17 protein-coding genes are annotated in these 20,151 nt (G+C 42.2%); 9 read left to right on the top strand and 8 right to left on the bottom strand.

Going from position 1 to position 20,151, the window contains the following annotated elements:
* Positions 1-31 precede the first annotated feature (31 nt).
* Together ACWI_RS03690 and ACWI_RS03695 are read right to left on the bottom strand one after the other, a co-directional pair.
* Complete coding sequence (locus tag ACWI_RS03690; protein ID WP_070370084.1) at positions 32-988, bottom strand: ATP-dependent 6-phosphofructokinase; 957 nt, start codon at positions 986-988, stop codon at positions 32-34.
* 1 nt (position 989) lies between these two features.
* The gene (locus tag ACWI_RS03695; protein WP_070370085.1) at positions 990-4,538 is read right to left on the bottom strand and encodes a DNA polymerase III subunit alpha; all 3,549 of its coding nucleotides are present in this window, start codon (positions 4,536-4,538) and stop codon (positions 990-992) included.
* A gap of 513 nt (positions 4,539-5,051) precedes the next feature.
* Here ACWI_RS03695 and glpK point away from each other — a divergent pair.
* From glpK to ACWI_RS03740, 9 genes are all read left to right on the top strand, one after another.
* Positions 5,052-6,542, top strand: a complete 1,491-nt coding sequence (gene glpK / locus ACWI_RS03700; protein WP_070370086.1) for a glycerol kinase GlpK — start codon at positions 5,052-5,054, stop codon at positions 6,540-6,542.
* A gap of 140 nt (positions 6,543-6,682) precedes the next feature.
* On the top strand, positions 6,683-7,294 hold the full coding sequence (locus ACWI_RS03705; RefSeq protein WP_070370087.1) for a glycerol-3-phosphate responsive antiterminator: 612 nt from the start codon (positions 6,683-6,685) through the stop codon (positions 7,292-7,294).
* Positions 7,295-7,405: 111 nt separating this feature from the next.
* Positions 7,406-8,878, top strand: coding sequence for an NAD(P)/FAD-dependent oxidoreductase (locus ACWI_RS03710; protein ID WP_070370088.1), 1,473 nt, complete (start codon positions 7,406-7,408; stop codon positions 8,876-8,878).
* 2 nt (positions 8,879-8,880) lie between these two features.
* The gene (locus tag ACWI_RS03715; protein WP_207648642.1) at positions 8,881-10,146 is read left to right on the top strand and encodes an NAD(P)/FAD-dependent oxidoreductase; all 1,266 of its coding nucleotides are present in this window, start codon (positions 8,881-8,883) and stop codon (positions 10,144-10,146) included.
* On the top strand, positions 10,146-10,508 hold the full coding sequence (locus ACWI_RS03720) for a DUF1667 domain-containing protein (protein WP_070370090.1): 363 nt from the start codon (positions 10,146-10,148) through the stop codon (positions 10,506-10,508). The genes ACWI_RS03715 and ACWI_RS03720 overlap by 1 nt, the downstream gene beginning before the upstream one ends.
* 202 nt (positions 10,509-10,710) lie before the next feature.
* Positions 10,711-11,475: a GDSL-type esterase/lipase family protein gene (locus tag ACWI_RS03725; protein WP_070370091.1), complete on the top strand. Its 765-nt coding sequence runs from the start codon at positions 10,711-10,713 to the stop codon at positions 11,473-11,475.
* Positions 11,476-11,487: 12 nt separating this feature from the next.
* Positions 11,488-11,958, top strand: coding sequence for a DUF4358 domain-containing protein (locus tag ACWI_RS03730; protein ID WP_070370092.1), 471 nt, complete (start codon positions 11,488-11,490; stop codon positions 11,956-11,958).
* Positions 11,959-11,967: 9 nt separating this feature from the next.
* The gene (locus ACWI_RS03735; protein WP_070370093.1) at positions 11,968-13,368 is read left to right on the top strand and encodes an MBOAT family O-acyltransferase; all 1,401 of its coding nucleotides are present in this window, start codon (positions 11,968-11,970) and stop codon (positions 13,366-13,368) included.
* Between the two features lie 10 nt (positions 13,369-13,378).
* A complete protein-coding gene (locus ACWI_RS03740) occupies positions 13,379-14,566 on the top strand; it encodes a DHHW family protein (protein WP_084633475.1) in 1,188 nt (395 codons plus the stop codon).
* 43 nt (positions 14,567-14,609) lie between these two features.
* On the opposite strand, the gene ACWI_RS03745 is transcribed toward ACWI_RS03740, so the two are convergent.
* The 6 genes from ACWI_RS03745 to ACWI_RS03770 all read right to left on the bottom strand — a co-directional run bounded on the left by ACWI_RS03745 (position 14,610) and on the right by ACWI_RS03770 (position 20,144).
* Positions 14,610-15,341, bottom strand: coding sequence for a GntR family transcriptional regulator (locus ACWI_RS03745; RefSeq protein ID WP_242871571.1), 732 nt, complete (start codon positions 15,339-15,341; stop codon positions 14,610-14,612).
* A gap of 117 nt (positions 15,342-15,458) precedes the next feature.
* Entirely contained in the window at positions 15,459-17,000 is a 1,542-nt protein-coding gene (locus ACWI_RS03750) for an FGGY-family carbohydrate kinase (RefSeq protein WP_070370095.1), read from the bottom strand.
* Positions 17,001-17,114: 114 nt separating this feature from the next.
* Entirely contained in the window at positions 17,115-17,834 is a 720-nt protein-coding gene (gene deoC / locus ACWI_RS03755) for a deoxyribose-phosphate aldolase (protein ID WP_070370096.1), read from the bottom strand.
* A gap of 24 nt (positions 17,835-17,858) precedes the next feature.
* Complete coding sequence (locus tag ACWI_RS03760) at positions 17,859-18,533, bottom strand: HAD family hydrolase (RefSeq protein WP_070370097.1); 675 nt, start codon at positions 18,531-18,533, stop codon at positions 17,859-17,861.
* A gap of 37 nt (positions 18,534-18,570) precedes the next feature.
* Positions 18,571-19,512: a PHP domain-containing protein gene (locus ACWI_RS03765; protein WP_084633476.1), complete on the bottom strand. Its 942-nt coding sequence runs from the start codon at positions 19,510-19,512 to the stop codon at positions 18,571-18,573.
* A 263-nt stretch (positions 19,513-19,775) separates the two neighbouring features.
* Entirely contained in the window at positions 19,776-20,144 is a 369-nt protein-coding gene (locus ACWI_RS03770; RefSeq protein ID WP_070370099.1) for a DUF1667 domain-containing protein, read from the bottom strand.
* Between the last annotated feature and the right edge of the window lie 7 nt (positions 20,145-20,151).

Below are 20,151 nucleotides of genomic sequence, written 5' to 3' on the forward strand. Positions count from 1 at the left end.
ATACAGTGGTGCCGATTTTTCCTGATTCATTTTAAATGGATAATACCGAGGCCATATCGTAAATATCCTGACGGAAGATTTTTGGCATTTGCAGTGCTTCCTCAATGGGAATGCCCAGATACGACCCACAGCGCTGCGCCATCACCGTTCCAGTTTCTTTTTTGACAATACTTAACACCGCATTATATCCCATAAAGCTGGCCAGATTCCGATCCATATTGGAGGGTGAGCCACCTCTCTGGATATAACCCAAATTGGTGCCCTTGGTTGTGACCTGGGTTTTCTCTTCGATCTTGACGCAATAATCCCGGTAATTACCGCACCCCTCTGCAAGCATCACAATGCTGTGAAGTTTGCCCCGGTCTTTACCCTGGAGCAGACGCAGGCAGATAGCATCCAGATCGGTTTCAACCTCCGGCAAGATCAAGGCTTCTGCCCCTCCAGATAATCCAGCAAACAGGGCGATATCGCCACATTTTCGCCCCATTACCTGAACCACATTAATTCGGTTGTGCGAATAGGTGGTATCTCTGATCTTACTGATGGCATCAAGAGCGGTTGTCACTGCGGTATCAAATCCAATGGTATAATCAGTAAAGCCCAGATCATTATCAATGGTACCGGGAATTCCCACCACACTCGCCCCCAGTTTCTGAAGCGCCAAAGCACCATTCATACTGCCATCACCACCGATAACAATCAGGTGCTCAATCCCATACTCCTCGAGCACGTTGGCGCTTTGCCGCACCCCGGCATCCGTTGCAAAAAACTCACTTCGGGAGGTTCGTAATACAGTTCCACCCCGCTGCAGAATATCAGCCACCGAGTAAACACTAAGGGGTGTAATGTCCCCTTCCAGTAATCCTGAATAGCCCCGATTAATTCCGTACACTTCTATTTTATTATAAATTGCTGTCCTCACAATGGCTCGAATACAGGCATTCATTCCGGGTGCATCGCCTCCACTGGTTAAAACTCCAATTCTCATTTTACTTTACCTCCACATTTTTTATTCCTAAAATTTGGCCTAATTCTGTGATCAGTTTTTCTTCAGGAGTAACCCATAAATCTTTATTGGCTCCAAAATGTTTATTTTCGTTTTTCAGATATAACACCACCGGCACCGGCCCCGGATACCTAATTAGAATCGATTTAACTGAATTTATCAAGGTCTTTTCTGTTAAATCCCCTAAACTCAAAATCAGTTTTTGTCGGTTCTGCGCGCCGCCATTAGTGGCATAGGTAGCGGTTTTTTCTTTTACTTCAAGGTTCTCTCTGTTTTTAGGAGGCTCGCCGATGGGATAGATTTGCGCCGCAATCACCGAGGTTCGAGCTTCCTCATTGTAATTGATCCGGCCCTTGATCACGACCGGCTGATCAGGTTTTAAATAGCGACGATATTCATCATAGGTTTTGGGAAAAACCACTACCTCGATCCGTCCATACAAGTCTTCCAGGGTTATAAACGCCATCATCTGACCTTTTTTTGTCATCATGGTTTTTAATTCCACAATTAACCCACCAATACTGACCTGTTGTCCATCCCTGATCCCAGCATCTTTTAAATCCTGATAACTGTCAACCAGATTGGAAAACAAGCTGACTGTTTTTTTGAGGACATCCTCATATTTCTCCAGTGGATGGCCGGTAACGTAGAGACCTAAAACCTCCTTTTCCATTGCCAGCCGTTCCTCTTTGGAAAACGGCTGTTTTTGCGGGAAGTGGTCTTCTTTCAAGTTCGTCAGTTCTTTTGAACCGCCCAGTCCAGCCAAATCCAACAGAGACATCTGCCCGGAGATCCGGTCTTTCTTTTCCCGCTGTACCTGATCAACAATCAGTTCAGCCGTAGCCAGCATCTGTGCCCGGCTACTGCCGATCCCATCAAATGCACCACCTTTGATAAGACTTTCGATACTCCGCTTATTAAGGGATTTGAGATCCACCCGTTCACAAAAATCCCGGAGATTCTGAAAATCCCCTTTCGCTTTTCGAGCTTCAATGATAGCGGCGATGGCGTTTTTCCCCAGACCTTTAACCGCTCCCAATCCAAAACAGATGGAATTGCTGGAAACACTGAATTTCTCATAGCTGGCATTAATACTGGGTGGTAATACATGAATACCCATTTTTCGGCAATCTTCAATATATTTTGCCACTTTTTTCTCATCATCCATAATGCTGGACATTAACGCCGCCATAAACTCGGTGGGATAATAACACTTCAGCCAGGCGGTCTGGTAGGCAATCACTGCATAGGCCGCAGCATGGGATTTATTAAAGGCGTATTTGGCAAAATCTTTCATCTCTTCAAATATTTTTTTAGCAGCCGTTTCGGAAACGCCACGTCGAATAGCACCATCAATGACAACTTTTCCTGTTTCATCCACCTCACCATGGATAAATACCTGACCCTCAGCCTCCATCACACTGCTCTTTTTCTTGGACATGGCCCGCCTGACCAGATCACTTCGTCCCATTGAAAAGCCAGCCACGTCCCGAAAAATCTGCATGACCTGTTCCTGATAAACCATGCACCCATAGGTTACGTTTAAGATTTTTTCAAGGATGGGATGGTCATAGGTTATCTGCGATGGATTTTTTTTATTCTCAATGTAGCGGGGAATCTGATCCATGGGGCCAGGTCGATACAGTGAAATTCCGGCGATAATATCTTCAAAGCTACCGGGCTGAAGATCCTTGATAAACTGCTGCATGCCCCGGCTCTCCAGCTGAAAAACACCCAGGGTATCCCCTTTTGAGAGCATTTCATAGACCTTGGCATCATCCATTTCCAGACTGTCCAGATCCAGCCGCTTGCTGATGCTATGTTCAATATTTTCCAGGGCATCCCGGATCACCGTCAAGGTGCGCAAACCCAGGAAATCCATTTTCAACAGGCCCAGGTCTTCCAAAAGACCCATCGGAAACTGGGTTGTGATCACATCATTGTTGCGAAACAGCGGAATGTACTCCACCAGTGGCAAATCAGAGATGACCACTCCGGCTGCATGGGTGGAGGCATGTCGGGATAAGCCTTCTATGGATTGAGCCGTTTTTACCAGTTTGGCAATATCCGCATCGCCCTCTTCCATCTTTTTAAGTTCAGGATTTTCCATCAACGCTTCTGCAATGGTAATATTCACCCCGGGATGAATGGGTATTTCTTTAGCCACCCGATCGACCAGATTATAGGGCATATCCAATGCTCGACCAACATCCCGAAGAGCCCCCCGGGCTGCCATGGTTCCAAAGGTTATAATCTGTGCGACCCGATCTTCGCCGTACTTGTTGACGACATAATCGATGACTTCCTGTCGTCGTTCATAACAAAAATCCACATCAATATCTGGCATCGTTACCCGCTCCGGGTTTAAAAAACGTTCAAACAGCAATTGGTATTTAATCGGATCGATGGTCGTTATCCCCAGGCTGTAGGCAACCAGACTACCGGCGGCACTTCCCCGTCCCGGTCCAACCATAATCTGGTTATCTTTGGCATACTTGATAAAATCCCAAACGATCAGAAAATAATCATCAAAGCCCATATTATGAATGGTTTTTAATTCAAAAACCAGACGATCCAGTAACTCGTCAGTCAGCTCTGCGTATTTCTTTGACAGCCCTGTCATGCAGAGTTCTTTTAAATAGTTTTCTGCGGTTTTTCCGGGAGGTAATTCAAATTGGGGTAGATGGGTTTTTTCCAAATCAAAACTGACCTGACAACGTCTGGCAATCCGGTTGGAATTTTCAATAGCTTCCGGCATGTCCGAAAAGAGCTTGCTCATTTCTTCCGGACTCTTTAAATAGAACTCGTTGTTGGGAAAACGCATTCTTTTTTCTTCGGAAACAGTCGCAGCAGTTTGAATACATAGAAGAATGTCATGGTTTTCACTGTCTTCTTTACGAACATAATGGACATCATTGGTGGCAACCAGAGGAATGCTCAATTTTTTCGACAATTGAATCAACCGTTCATTAATTAGCGCTTCTTCCCGGAGCCGATGATCCTGAACCTCTAGAAAGAAATGATCCTTACCAAAAATATTCTGGTAAAGCAGACAGCGCGCTTCAGCGCCAGCCAAGTCGTTGTTTAAAAGCATTTGAGGGATTTCACCGGCAATACAGGCGGACAGGCAAATAATCCCCTCGCTGTGATCCCGCAAACACTCATGATCCACTCTGGGTTTATAATAAAATCCATCAACGAATCCTTTTGAGACAATCTTCATGAGATTTTTATACCCCAGATTGTTCTCTGCTAACAGAATAAGATGCGCCCGTTCCTTGTCATAGGCCGGATCTTTTTTTTCAAGACCTCTGGGTGCTACGTAAACTTCACATCCGATTACCGGATGAACTTTTTCAGCAAGGCAGGCCTTGTAAAAATCGATGGCACCAAACAGCACCCCGTGATCGGTTAGTGCTATACTATCCATGCCGCTTTGGGCAACTGCTTTAACAAGCTCATTGATTCGACCGAAGCCATCGAGTAAACTATATTCACTATGTACATGAAGATGTGTAAATTGTTTTTCCATCTTTTTTTCCACTCTACTGTTCAAATTAAGTTTCATATTTTTTTAACTATTTCCGATTTCTTTAGATTTTATTATAGCATAGATTCTTAAAAATAAATAGACATTTTGTCCCGGTCGGATGATATTGATCCCAGCTTGCCTTATCTTATATCTTTCCTACATTATATACTATTTTTAAGCGATTATTAAATTTCATTTGAAATGATTAGTGATAATCATCATTTTATTTGTTATTTATTTAACATTATTTTTTTACCGGTAATCCTTTACATTATTTCTGAGTTATGTTATTATGTGTTCGTAAATAATTTTACGATTGTTTGCGAAGTGATTTAATAATTTCATATATTGGCAGGAGTTATGGAGGGCCGTACTTTCGTTTTTACATTAAGAGAATATGTAAATCTGTTAGTATGTGCTTTTTTTGTTTGCTTCTATATCCTTTCCTTATGGTTTCGTTATGTTTCTCAAACATAATTAAATAAATAATTAAATAAATAGGGGGTTATACTTATGAAAAAGTATATCTTATCACTGGATGCAGGAACCACGAGTTCAAGAGCGATTTTATTTAACCATGACAGCGAAATCGTTAGTGTTGCACAAAAAGAATTTACTCAAATCTATCCAAAAGCCGGTTGGGTTGAACATGACGCCATGGAAATTTGGGCTACCCAAAGTGGTGTTGTTACTGAAGCAATGTCAAAAATTGGCGCAACCGCTGAAGAGATTGCTGCTATCGGTATCACAAACCAACGTGAAACAACTGTCGTTTGGGACAGAAAAACTGGCGAACCTATTTATAATGCCATTGTTTGGCAATGCCGTCGTACTGCATCTTTCTGTGATGAATTAAAAGCCCGCGGTCTGGAAGACTACGTTCGTGAAAACACCGGTCTTGTAATCGATGCATACTTCTCCGGAACAAAAATCAACTGGATTTTAAATAACGTTCCTGGTGCTCGTGAAAGAGCAGAAAAAGGCGAACTGGCTTTCGGTACTATTGATACCTGGTTAATCTGGAAATTAACAGATGGTAAGGTACATGTGACTGATTATTCAAATGCTTCCCGTACCATGGCATTTAATATTAAAACCCTCAAATGGGATGAAAAAATGTTAAAAGAGCTGGATATCCCTGCTTCTATGTTACCAGAAGTTCGTCCATCCTCTGATGTTTATGGCACAACTTCTCTTTATGGCACTGAAATTCCAATTGCTGGTGCTGCTGGTGACCAACAGGCTGCCCTTTTCGGACAAGCTTGCTTTGAACCTGGTATGGCTAAAAATACATATGGAACCGGTTGCTTTATGCTGATGAACACTGGCGACAAACCTGTTAAATCGAACAGCGGCTTGGTTACTACCATTGCCTGGGGCCTGGATGGCGAAGTTGACTACGCATTAGAAGGCTCAATCTTCGTTGCCGGTGCAGCAATCCAATGGTTAAGAGATGAAGTTCGACTGGTTGACTCTTCACCAGACAGCGAATTCTATTGTAATAAAGTTGCTGATACCAATGGCGTTTACATGGTTCCAGCTTTTGTTGGTCTGGGCGCTCCACATTGGGATATGTATGCGCGAGGCGCAATTTTAGGATTAACCCGTGGTGCCAACAAATCTCATTTAATCCGAGCAACTGTTGAATCGTTAGCTTATCAGACAAAAGATGTTCTGGATGCAATGGAAAAAGACTCTAACATTAAATTGGCAGCATTAAAAGTAGATGGCGGCGCTTGCGCTAACGATTTCTTAATGCAATTCCAGGCTGATATCTTAGGCGTTCCTGTTGATCGTCCTTCGATCGTAGAAACAACCGCTATGGGTGCTGCTTACCTGGCTGGTCTGGCTGTTAAATTCTGGGATGGTAAAGCTGATGTAACCAACGCCTGGAAACTTGACCGTTCATTCGCTCCTGCGATGGATGCCGATGTTCGTGCTAAATTATATGCTGGCTGGTTAAAAGCTGTAGAATGCTCTAAAGGCTGGGAAGACGCAGAATAATCTGTTGTCCCTAAAGAAATATTTGTAACATCAATTGTTGGGGTGTTTTTGACACCCCAACAATTCAGATTTTTCTCTTTCCTATTTTTGTGATTGTGTTATAATGAATTTACAAATACAATCCGACCGGGAGGAGTTTTATGTCGACGAGAAAATGTCTTCTCATGTTTCAGAACAACCCCATCATTGTCGCCGTTCGTAATCCTAAAGATATTTACGATGCCATCCATTCGAAATCACAAATCATCTTTCTGCTGACTGGCAACGTATATAATTTGAAAAAGATGGTGGAACTTTGTATCAACGCCGATAAATATGTGTTTACCCATCTGGATCTGATTAAAGGTTATTCACAGGATAATTATTTTATTAAATATCTAAAAGATGAGATCAAGCCAGCAGGGATTATTACCACTAAAAACAATATTATCACTCGGGCCAAACAGGAAGGTCTGATGACGGTTCAGCGTCTATTTCTATTGGATTCTTCAGCCATGGATATTTCAATCAATTCGGCCAAGAAAATTAAGCCCGATGCCATCGAAATTCTGCCTGGCCTTGTTCCAAAGCTGATCACAGCCGTTAAGAAAGAGGTCGATATTCCAATAGTTACCGGGGGATTCATCGAGACAGAGGAAGAAGTTCGTTCTTGTCTAGCTGCTGGTGCATTATCTGCCAGCACATCTCACAAGCCATTGTGGGATAAAATAGAGCTTATTCGGGAAGAGCAACGATTGCTACACAAGGAATAAGTAAAAATAAAATACAAGGCAACGGAGAGCCATACTGTTTTCTTAAATGAATCCTTATTTAAGAAAATTGTATGGCTTTTAATTTTTTATAGTTCTTAGGAGGAATATATTATGTATGATATCGCCATTATTGGAGCTGGTATTGCCGGTTCCTACATTGCTCGGGAATTAACCCGATACAAACTGGACATCGTTTTACTGGACGGAGAAAATGATGTTGGAAATCAGATTACCATGGCCAATTCCGCCATTGTCCATGCAGGCTTTGATGCACCTGCTTCAAAATTAAAGGGAAAATTCAACGCTCCCGGAAACATCATGTATGAAAAAGTCTGCGAAGATCTGGATGTTCCCTTTAAACGTTGCGGCTCCCTGGTTGTTGCCCACAATGAATATGAGATGGCAACCATTCAGGAACTGTATCAGAATGGTCTGAAGAATGGTGTTCCCGGACTCCAGATTTTGTTCAAAGATGAAGTCCATGCCATGGAACCCAATCTGAATGAAGATATTTGCGGTGCCTTATATGCACCCACCGCAGGCATCGTCTCACCGTTTGAACTGTGTATTCACGCTGCTGAAAACGCTGTCGACAATGGTGTGACCCTGAAAATGAATCATATGGTCAGTGACATCAAAAACCACCACGGCTATTTCGAAATCATTACCAATGCCGGTAATGTGGAAGCTAAATACGTCATCAACGCAGCCGGATTATTTGCTGACAATATTTACGCAATGGTCGGTGAGCCCTATTTTAAACTGCTGGCCCGAAAAGGACATTACTTTATTTTTGATAAAGAAGCCGGCTCTCTGGTTAACAGTGTGATCTTCCCATGTCCATCTAAAAAAGGTAAAGGAATTCTGGTTGCTCCAACTGTTCATGGAAATCTTTTGATTGGCCCGGATGCCGAACCAGTTTCTTATAAGGGTGACATTGCCACCACCGGCGAGCGCCTTGATTATATCAAAGAAAACGCCCTGAAAAATTGTCCTGATCTGCCTTTTAATAAGATTATCCGCTCCTATGCCGGTCTGCGAAATACGCCGGTAAGAGACACCTATACCACTACAGATGGTGACTTCATCATTGAAGAATCGCCAGTGCGTGGCTTTATCAATGTGGCTGGCTATGAATCGCCTGGGCTCACTTCCATTCCGGCTGTAGCTCACCATGTTGTTGAAAATATTGTCAAACCAATGATTCCTCATCTTGAAGAGAATCCTGACTATAACCCAAAAGTCCGCAAACATCTGCGTTTTGATGAAATGACCGAAGATGAAAAAGTTGAAATTATTAAAGAAGACCCGAAATATGGTAAGGTCATCTGTCGCTGCGAAACCATTACCGAAGGTGAAATCATTGATGTTATTCACCGTAGCGCTGGTGCTAGAAGTGTTAAAGCGGTAAAAAAACGAACCCGCGCCGGAATGGGCCGCTGTCAGGGCGGTTTCTGTTCACCCCGGGTTGTTGAAATTCTGGCCAGAGAACTTAATGTTCCATTGGATGATGTAATGTATGATCAACAGGATTCTGCCTATATCCTTTCCGGTCACACAAAATCTGTTAAGGAGGAAGCATAATCATGATTTATGATGTTGTAATTTTAGGTGGCGGCCCTGCTGGGCTAGCCGCAGCTGTTGAAGCTAAAAATGGTGGAGCAGAAAATGTTCTGATCCTCGAGAGAGACCGGGAACTGGGCGGTATCCTTAACCAATGTATCCATAACGGTTTCGGTTTACATACCTTTAATGAAGAATTAACTGGCCCGGAATACGCTGAACGTTATATTCAGAAAGTCAAAGATCTGAATATCCCCTATATGCTGGATACCATGGTACTTGATATGCACGACAATGGCGATCTTAAGTCTATCCACGTCATCAATGAAGAAAACGGGTACATGATTATTGAAGCCAAGGCGGTCATCTTAACCATGGGCTGTCGGGAACGAACTTCTGGAGCCATTGGAATTCCTGGATACCGTCCTTCCGGCGTCTTTACTGCCGGTACGGCTCAGCGGTTTATTAACATGGAAGGCTTTATGCCCGGTAAAGAAGTGGTTATCCTGGGATCAGGTGATATCGGACTGATTATGGCCCGCCGAATGACTCTGGAAGGCGCCCATGTTCAGGCAGTCTGTGAGCTGATGCCCTACTCCAACGGTTTGGTTCGTAATATTGTTCAGTGTCTGGATGACTATGATATTCCCTTAAAATTAAGCCACACCATTACCTTTATCCATGGTAAAGATCGCTTAGAAGGGGTTACCGTTGCCAAGGTTGATGAAAAACTCAAAGTCATTCCCGGCACCGAAGAGTATATTCCCTGTGATACCCTGCTGCTTTCTGTCGGATTAATCCCCGAGAATGAAATTACCCGTAATGCCGGGGTTGTCATGGATAATCGCACGAATGGTGCCATTGTTGGCGAACTGCGTCAAACCTCGATGCCGGGTGTGTTTGCCTGCGGCAATGTTGTTCATGTTCATGACCTGGTGGATTTTGTCAGCGAAGAAGCGGTTCTTGCCGGTAAGGGTGCCGCAAAATTCATCAAAGGCGAGCTTGATAATGAGATTACCTTCACCACCACCAACGGCGACGGCATTGGCTATGTTGTTCCCCAACAAGTTGCCATGAAAAATGTTGAAGACAAGGTTACCTTCTATATGCGGGTTCGTCAGGTCTTTAAAGATAAGGTCGTTAACGCCTATATCGGTGATCAGTTAATCGCCACCAAAAAAGAAAAGAAATTACTACCCGCTGAAATGGTAAACTTTAAAATTGCCAAAGATGTTTTAGCTCAATATCCTGCCGGAGAAATCCGATTTGTCGTAGAGGAGGCCAAATAATGAAAAAAGAAATGACCTGTATTGTTTGCCCCATCGGGTGCCAAATGACGATTGAAGAAAAAGCTGATGGTACCTACGAGGTCACCGGTAACACCTGTAAACGTGGCCCCAAATATGCCATCAATGAAATGACTAACCCCACCCGGGTAATTCCGACCACCGTGGTCATCAAAAACGCCATGTTGCCCCGTCTGCCGGTTAAGACGGCAGAACCAATCCCTAAAGGCCAGATTTTTGATGCCATGGCTGCAATTAACCAGGTGGTTGTCGAAGCACCTGTTAAAACCGGCGATGTTGTCATCAAGGATCTTTTAGGTCTTGGCATTGATGTGGTCGCCACCAGAACCATGGACAAATGTTAATCCCATTGATTTAAACAGTTAAAAAAGAGTCTGAAGATAATCTCACCCATTATTTTCAGCTCTTTTTTATTTTTTACTCATATTTTCACTCTTTATATTCGTAACAACAAAATATTAATTTGTTACAAAACAGACATTGAATTACAACCATCTTTTATGATAAGTTTAACTATACAAATTCTCTTATCAAAGGTGCCCTTTCATGTACAAAAAACAAACACCCCCTTTTAATAAAAGCCTGGTAGTTTTCATTCTCATTCCTTGTATCATTATTATCGTCGTCCTGCTTATTCATTATCAAAGCGTCGCCCGAGAAAACGCTAAGGTAACTGAAGGAATTCAGGCCCTAACCACCTTAGAAACCCGTGATCTTTATACAATGGAAGAAAAAATTGATTATATGAAGCGCAAAGCCATCGATTCCGGAGATTATTCCGCTTTGTTTGGTAATGCGGTTGTTTTTGGTGATTCAATTGCTGAAGGTCTTGGTTTATACGGTTTTTTAAGCCCAACTTCGCTGGTAGCGGTGATGGGCAAATCCACCGAAAACAGTCTTGAAGATGTACCAAGTCTGGTTAATCTGGCTCCCCGTAATGTTTTTTTTGAGTTGGGGCTTAATGATATCAGCCATCCCGACAGTACGCTTGATTCCTATCTCAGTCATTATGAAAAAATCATCGACGCAGTGCGTCTGCAATTACCCAACACCCAAATTTATCTTTGCAGCATCTTTCCGGTTACCGATGAAGCCCTGAAAGAGAAGCCAGAATTCAGTCAAATCGAGACCTACAATACTGCCCTGGCGGAAATGGCCAAACGCAAAAATATCCATTATATTGATACCTACACCTTTTTAAAAAATAATCCTCAGTATCACGAGCAGGATGGCATCCATGTCATTCGGGAATTTTACCCTATCTGGATGGATACCCTGGTCAATAACAGTGATCTGAAAAATTTGCTGTAGAATTGGAAGCTTATGAAAAAATTTGCTGTACTGCTTGTTATTTTAATACTGATTCTGCCCTGTTTTGGCTGTCAGACTGCTGACCAGGCGGCCTTATCGCAAGTTGAAGCTGATCTGCTGGCTACATCCCAAAACCTCAACGGAATGACAAAAGGCGATGGAAAAGCCTTAAAACGGTATTATGGTCTCAATATCAACGACTTTCAAGAAGTGTTGATTTACGTTCCGGCAAATTATATGGACGTTTCCGAAATTTTGGTGGTAAAAGTTGCGGACTCGGCCCAGTTGGATCTGGTTGAGACTGCTGTGGATACCCGAAATGCCATCCAACAGGAAAGCTTTGGCGGCTACGGACCTGATCAGGTTGCTCTGCTTGATAATTATGAGCTTAAAATTGTCGGAAACACACTTTTTTATTGCGTGTCACCGGATGCAGCCGCACTAAAAGACACCTTTGTCAAAAGCATAAAGAATAGTCAGTAAGGAGCAACCATGGTTTTTAGCAGTATCTTATTTATATTTGCCTTTTTACCCATTGCCTTGGGTCTCTATACCCTTGTCCCCAAACAGGGAAAAAACCTGATCTTGCTTCTGGTCAGTTTGTTTTTTTACGCCTGGGGCGAACCGGTTTATGTATTCTTAATGCTATTCACCATCGTTTTCGACTTTGGGATGGGGATCTTCATGGAAAAAAAGCCCCATCTCGTTCGCAAGCGAATTTTTATTTTTACCGTTATTGTAAATCTGAGTTTTCTGTTCTTTTTTAAATACTGGGGTTTTCTACTTGATACCATTAACCAACTCTTTAGTTTGAGTATCCCCTATACACCTTTACCTTTGCCGATTGGAATTTCATTTTATACCTTTCAGATCCTATCTTATGTGGTCGATATTTATCTGGGTAAGGTTCCGGTTCAAAAAAACATTGTTTCCTTTGGTTTATATGTCACCATGTTTCCCCAGCTGATCGCCGGACCCATCGTCCGCTATAAGGACATTGATGACCAGCTCTCCGATCGGGTGATGAATCAGGAAAAATTTGGAATTGGGGTAGAACGTTTTATCCAGGGACTTGGAAAAAAAGTCCTGTTGGCCAATAACATTGGTTATGTCTGGACACTTATTTCGGCCATGGATGTGGGGGAAATGTCGGTACTCACGGCCTGGATTGGAATTATTGCATTTACCTTTCAAATCTATTTCGACTTCAGCGGCTATTCGGATATGGCCATTGGTCTGGGGAAAATGTTCGGTTTTGAATTTCTGGAAAATTTCAATTACCCCTATATTTCCAGAAACGTGTCTGAATTCTGGCGACGTTGGCATATTTCACTGGGCACCTGGTTTCGCGAATACCTTTATATTCCACTCGGTGGAAATCGTGTTGCCATCCCCCGGTTATTTTTAAACCTTTGTATTGTCTGGTTATTAACTGGGCTCTGGCATGGTGCCAGCTGGAATTTTGTTATCTGGGGCGGCTATTACGGGCTGATTCTTTTTACTGAAAAAGTATTTTTAAACCGTTTACTCGAAAAACTGCCCACATTCATCCAACACACTTACACCCTCCTATTGGTCGTGATTGGCTGGGTCTTATTTGCCAGTCCGGATATGGGATTTGCCCTGTCTTATCTCCAGGTGATGTTTTTTACCGCTGGTGCATCCCCAATTGATACAACCGGCCTTTATTACCTGTATACCAGTCTTATTCTATTTTTAATTTGCGGGATCTGTTCAACCCCCATCGTCCATCAGCGTTATACTAAACTGATTCGTAGTGAGAAAAACTGGGTCATACCATTTGGTCTGGGACTGAACAGCCTGATCATGTTTTTATCCATTGCTTATTTAGTTACCGAAACATACAATCCCTTTTTGTATTTCAGATTTTAGGTGAGGCCTTATGCGAAAACAAGATAACCACCGGGAGCACGATCAATACTCCCATTCACTCTACTATAAAAAATACATCAACTTGTTGGGTCTGCTTTTTATCGGCAGTCTTGTCTTTTTTCCCCTGGCTTCGCTGATTTTACCGGATACTAAACTATCTGCAAATGAAAACCGGATATTAACCCAATTTCCCCGTTTTTCGGCAGATAGCGTAGTCGATGGACGCTATATGAAAAAAATGCAGAAATATACGGCTGATCAGCTAATCGGCCGGAATTTTTGGATTTACACCAAAACCAGCACCGACCGCATCATTGGAAAGAATAGCTCGAATGGGGTATTTTATGGCAAAAATTCTACGCTGATTGAAAACTTCGATCCCTTACCGGCTGATCAAACGGAAGAAACAAAAACTGCACTTAACACCTTCGTCGAAAAACATTCCGATCTGAATCACTTTTTCATGCTGGTTCCCAATGCGATTAGTGTCACTGATGAAAAATTACCGGCTTACGCTCCGGTTTTGAACCAAAACACCTATATAGACAGCTTTACTGCCAGTTTAAGTGACCAGCTAACCATCCTTGATCCCCGACCAATTCTTAAGCAGAATAAGGATCAGCTATTATATTATAAGACGGATCATCATTGGACTACTCTGGGGGCCTGGCTGTCGTTTCAGGGTGTTGCCAGTGCCATGGGAATAAAACCAGATCCTGATGCTTATACCGTCTATCCGGTTAGTCATTCATTTTCTGGCGCCCTGGCATCCAAAAGCGGCTACTTGACCTTTGTTACGGATACCATTGATGTCTACATCCCCAAAAATGAAGATGATTATTCAGTCGTGAATTTTATCGAAGAACAAAAAAAATCGGCATCTCTTTTTGACAGTGAACAACTCAAAGGAAAAGACAAATATGCCGTTTTTCTATCCGGTAACCATCCCCTGATAAAAATCAAAAATCCGGTAGCCAACGGCAAAAATCTGTTGATCATCAAGGATTCTTATGCCAATGCCTTTATCCCCTTCCTAACACCATTTTATAGCGAGATCACCGTTATTGATCCCCGTTATTACTATGATAGCATCGAAGCGTTGATTGCTGACGCTCAGATTACCGATATTCTATACCTCTTTAATGCCAACACTTTTTTCCGGGACACCACCTTGGAACCGGTACTGAATGATGACTAACGTTAAAAGGGTTCCCACCAGTCTGGCGGAAACCCTTTTAACGTTAGTTGCGGTATTCATATTTTAATTTGATTTTGTCACCTCGAAAGACCACTTTTGAATATTCAAAAGGTTTATCTTCCTTATCAAAAAGAATATCTTCCAAAACAAGCAAAGGATAGCCTTGCGGCACTTTTAGCAGTTTGCTTTCTTTTTCAGATGCCGTCACCGATTCGAACGTTTCGATGACACGGCTGGGTTTTAAATTATATTCTTTTTCCAGAAGAATACAAAGTTGTTCTTCTTCAAGCGCCTGATCACTGAGATTCTTACCCAAATCAAAAGGAATCCGGGAATAATGAAGGCTGATCGGCTCGCCTTTTAGAAAACGCAACCGCTCAATTTCGAGTATTGGTGCGCCTTGAGGACATTGCAAACGCTTTGCAACCGAAAAAGAAGCTTCCTTTTCGGTAACATTTAACAACTCGGTGGTGATTTCGTACCCCATTCGTTCCAATTGTTCTCTAAATCCCATATAAGCCAGCGACTCTGTCATGATCTTGGGTTCTGCAACAAAGGTACCTTTACCAGGGACTCGATAGAGAACACCATCCTGTACCAACTGTGAGCATGCTGAACGTATTGTCATTCGACTGACACCGTAAATACGGTTCATCTCACTCTCCGATGGTATCGCTGTGTTTGGCTTCCAAATGCCTTCTTCGATGTTATTGCGGATTAACTCTTCCAATTGTATGTACAGTGGTTTTGGGTTTTCTCGCTTTATTTTGTACATATCAATACTTCCTTCCATAAAACTCCTTTGTGCAGCTTATTTAGCAAAATATCTTTTATTTTATCATAGACGCAATCGAATTGAAAGAGTGATCCACTAAAATCGTTTTTTTTCTGTTTATTTTAATTTTGCAAACTGCGAATAGATACTATTATCATTTAATGCGCTATACAAATTTTTGTAAATATCATAAATGTCATTATACTTCTTGACATTTTCAGGTACGGGCTCAATGGTCTCAAGATAACGAACCATTGAATTGACACCTTCAGTAACATCGTTAAACCACCCGGCACCAACGCCCGCTATCACTGCCGCCCCTACAATAGTAGCATCGGGTATCTCCAGTTTACGAATTGGAACCCCAAACATATCTGCGATAATCTGGCGCCATGCTGCAGATTTTGTCGCCCCGCCCGTAATTGCAAGTTGTTTCAAAAGCAGTCCGGATTTCTTCATGGTTTCGTACATGTCTTTACTTTCCAAGGTAATCCCTTCCATAACCGAACGAATCATATCACTCTTGGAATGTGCGAACGTCAGTCCCGCAAAGATCCCTTTCGCTTCAGGATTCCAATACGGATAACCTGATCCGGTCAGGAATGGCATGAAGACAATTCCCTTTGATCCGACCGGACTTTTTTGAATATGATAATCCATTACTTCATACGGATCAATTCCCGTCTTTTTGCCGAATGCAACTTCAATTTCAGCCAACTCATCCCTTGCCCATCGATAACTGCTGGCAGCACCCAGTTGGATTCCCTCAAGATTGTATAATCCCAATGATGCAGATGAAGTTGCCATGACCCCCGGAACATCTTCCAAGACCAGATTTTTTGTCCCAACCACCAAAAGTCCTGCGGTACCCAGTGTCAGCGATGCATAGCCATCCTCAATTACGCCTGCGCCGATTGCTGCGCATTGTTGATCTCCACTTCCGGCAACAAGTAGTGTACCAACTGCCAGACCCGTTTTTTCCGCCGTGGCAGGTGTCACTTTTCCGACAATATCACCGGGTTTCACTAGTTTGGGGAATTTTGTTTTATCAAAACCAAAAGCATCAATAATGTTGTCCGCCCAATCCATTGTATTCGGATTAAGATAGCCGGATGTACAGGCATTGGTCACTTCACAATAAAAATCATCTGCTCCAAAACAATATTGGATATACTCCGGCATCATCGCCACATACTTGGTCTTTTCATATAATTCTGGCTTTTTCTTCATTAACCATAACAATTTGATAAACGTAAAGGTAGGTGCCATTGGCATACCAGTACTTTTAAAGAAAGTATCGGGATCCACCAGTGCCATGGCTTCTTCTAAAATTTCAGCACCACGATTATCCTGCCAGCCATAAAAAATAGCGTCGATAGCCTGATTATTATTATCGACCAGTGTAAATGTTGCCCGTTGGCAAGAAAATCCAACTGCCTCAATTTCCTTTGGATCAAGGCCTGATGATGTAACTGCTTGTTTACAGGCTTTAAAGGTTTCCTCCACCAGTAAATCCACATCCTGTTCAACCCAGTTGGGATTTGGATAGTTGCAGGGATACTCACCATATCCTTTACCATAGATTTGGCCTTTTTTGTCAAGAATCATCGCCTTTGTGCCAGTTGTTCCTACATCAATACCGATTAAATACTTACCCATATTCAAATTCTCCTTTAATAATAAAAATTAACTTCTAAACCATGAATTAATTTAATATTATGCTTAGTAAAAGGGAATTTTGCTCAGCAATGTGATGAAAATGATCGCTTTGGCTTAGCCATTATACTGGGGTACTAGTCCAATTTCACGCATTTGATCAAAAGCATCAATTATCGCAACCGCAGCTCGTGTACCGATCAGATCAGCGCCTGCCAAGATAAATACATAGGCGTTTTGAGGCCGTGGGAATTTAACCCCGGCAACCTTGAGTTTAACATCCGTTTCCGTCAACGTCTTTTTCATAATCAGAAACTGTTCCATACTGGGTCCTTCAAATTGACCGGTTGAGGTTTTGGCATAATCGATGCCAACTTCTGCAATCAGTTTGCAGGCTGCTGCTATTTCTTCGTCACTTAAAAAACAGGTTTCAATAATGCATTTGGTGATATGACCCTGAGCTGCGGTTTTGAAATCCATCAATTCGCCTTTGATCACATCGTATCGTTTGTCTTTCAACGCCCCAACGTTCATGACCAGATCTAACACGGTGCAACCCGCTTTTACTGCCTGTTCAGTTTCAAAGGCTTTAACAATCGATGCCGATGCACCAAAGGGAAAATCAAGACCGGTCCCGATATGAATGTCTGTTCCTTTTAGTTCATCCACCACCACAGGCGTCCAATAAGGTGTCGCAGAATAAAATGCGGCACAATTATAGGCTACTGCCTCACGACAACCGGACCGGATATCAGCTTCAGTGGTGTTTTTAGGCAACACCGAGTGATCGAAACACTTTCCCAGGGCTTTTTTATCCATTTTTGATAAATCAACCATAACTACATACCTCCTAGTTTTATTTTATAGAACAACTTCTTTCAGTTCTTCTATACGATCAATAACATAGGTTGGATTTAATGATCTGACGACCTCCGGGGCACCATATCCGAACGTGACCCCACAAACGTCAATACCTGCATTTGTACCAGTGAGATAGTCAGTTTTTGTATCGCCGATCAGAATCGCCTCATTTTTCCGGCAACGATAATAATCGAGAATTGAATGAATACAATCCGGATGCGGCTTTGGATTTTTTACATCATCTGCTGTCACCAGAATATCAAAATAATCATATAATTTTAGCGTTTTTAAAATCTTTTCGGTGGCACTTCTTATCTTAAACGTAGCCACAGATAATGCTTTCCCCTGACTTTTATAGTATGCCAGCACCTCTTCCACACCACTGTAAGCAACGGTTTTTTTATCACAGTTCTCGGTGTAATACTCTACAAATAAGGGTAGTATTTCCTGATCGATCAGATCTTCTTTATCCTCTCCCAGGGATTTAATGAGCACATTTCTTGCTCCCCCACCAATACAGCTCCGAATAAACGCATCTTCTTTTTGTTCAAACTGATAACGATCAATAATGTATTTTATCGTTTCGATGATATCTGGACACGTATCTACCAAGGTTCCATCCAAATCAAAAATAACATACTGATACGCACGCGGTTCCTTGTTTTTAATTATCATGACCAGCCTCCATTTAAGTTTTAACTTCAAAAACCAATCACAGATTTCTTAAATAGTCATTGCTGTTAAAATATTCCAGAGTAACGCCGCACTCACCGATAGTTCTGACATTTTTATCAGTCTTTTTATAGTCAGCATGATAATCTGAACCTCCAGAAATAATCTTGACCCGGTCTGTGTATGCGGCCCGTACCCTGGCGATGATCTCTTCCTTGGTGAACGGTCCATTATAAGTCGTCTTATCATATGTATAACACGCTTCAATGCCATCCAATCCGGCATCAATTAATTTGTCTATGTATTCCTCCCGGGTCATGCTACCATCACGGGTCATTACGGTTTCGTCAATCAGGTATGGGTGCGCCAGAATCGCAATACCGCCACTTTCATGGGCGATTTGAATAATTTCAACCGGGTCTGGTTTTTCGCGTTTCACACTGAATACCGGATTATTTCGGATTAATAATTTCGCTTCGCTCCAGGTTTTGGTGTATCCCTTCTCAGCCATCAGATTAAAAATGACTTTTTTCTGAACATCTTCAGGGTTTCGGGGAATGTCGTTATAATTTAAAACCTCCTCCCAACTGATGTCAATGCCATTATCCGCCAGCACATCCAAAAGCTTTTGGTAGGAGTAGATTTTGCTTTTGACAATCTGCTCATTGATTTCCAGTATTTTCGGATTGGTATAATCACAACCCAGTACCACAATGTGCACATCCTCAACCAGGGTCTCGCAAGAGAATTCAATTCCTGGCAACAGTTTCATCCCTTTTTTCTTTGCATAAAGAACTGGATCAACCATTACACCATTGACCTCGATACGATCTGGGGGAAGAATATCATGATCGGTGATCACAATCACCTTCATTCCCAAAGCTGCTGCATTGCATATAAATTCCTGGGGGGTATCAGCCCCATCAGATCGTGTGGTATGACTGTGTAGGTCTACAATATAGTTGGGTTTTGTCGTCATCATCTTACCTCTCTAATATTTCTGATAAAAAATCGGGTTCATTTTATCACGCTCTTTTAATCTTGTTAAGCAATCCCATTTCAGCGGCTCACTTCTTTTTTATCTCATCATACGTACGTATGATGAGATATGATCACTGCTATATCATTATATCATAATTTATCCAAATTTAATGACAAAACTTTCAATTGTTTTCAGATTTTCAAATCAACCACAACGCCTCCCAAAAGAACAGATATGCCATCATAGAGCCCTCGGTTTTTATCTTAAGAGACTTTTTTGATATTACGGGTACAGACCAGATCAACCCCAGTTCCGGCAATGTTTGAACGGATCACATCCCCGACATGGACTGGTGACTCAATTTCCAGTTCACTGATTTCTTTCATGACTACAAAGATTTTTTCTTTATTCACTGGATCTTTCGTCTTAACCGGCACAAAGGGTAAGTCACCGGCTTTAACCCTGACCGTCGTTGTAATGATGCGTTTCGGTTCAGTAAACTCATTTTTGGCATATTCAAGACCGATTTTACATCCATAATCCGATATTTTTTCAATTGTTTTACCACTGTGTTCGACTGTTAATCCACACCCATTCGGGCAGCCGATGCAGACTAATTTTGTTACTTCCATTTTTCTG

Origin of the sequence: Acetobacterium wieringae (assembly GCF_001766835.1) — a bacterium.
Taxonomy (GTDB): Bacteria; Bacillota; Clostridia; order Eubacteriales; family Eubacteriaceae; genus Acetobacterium; species Acetobacterium wieringae.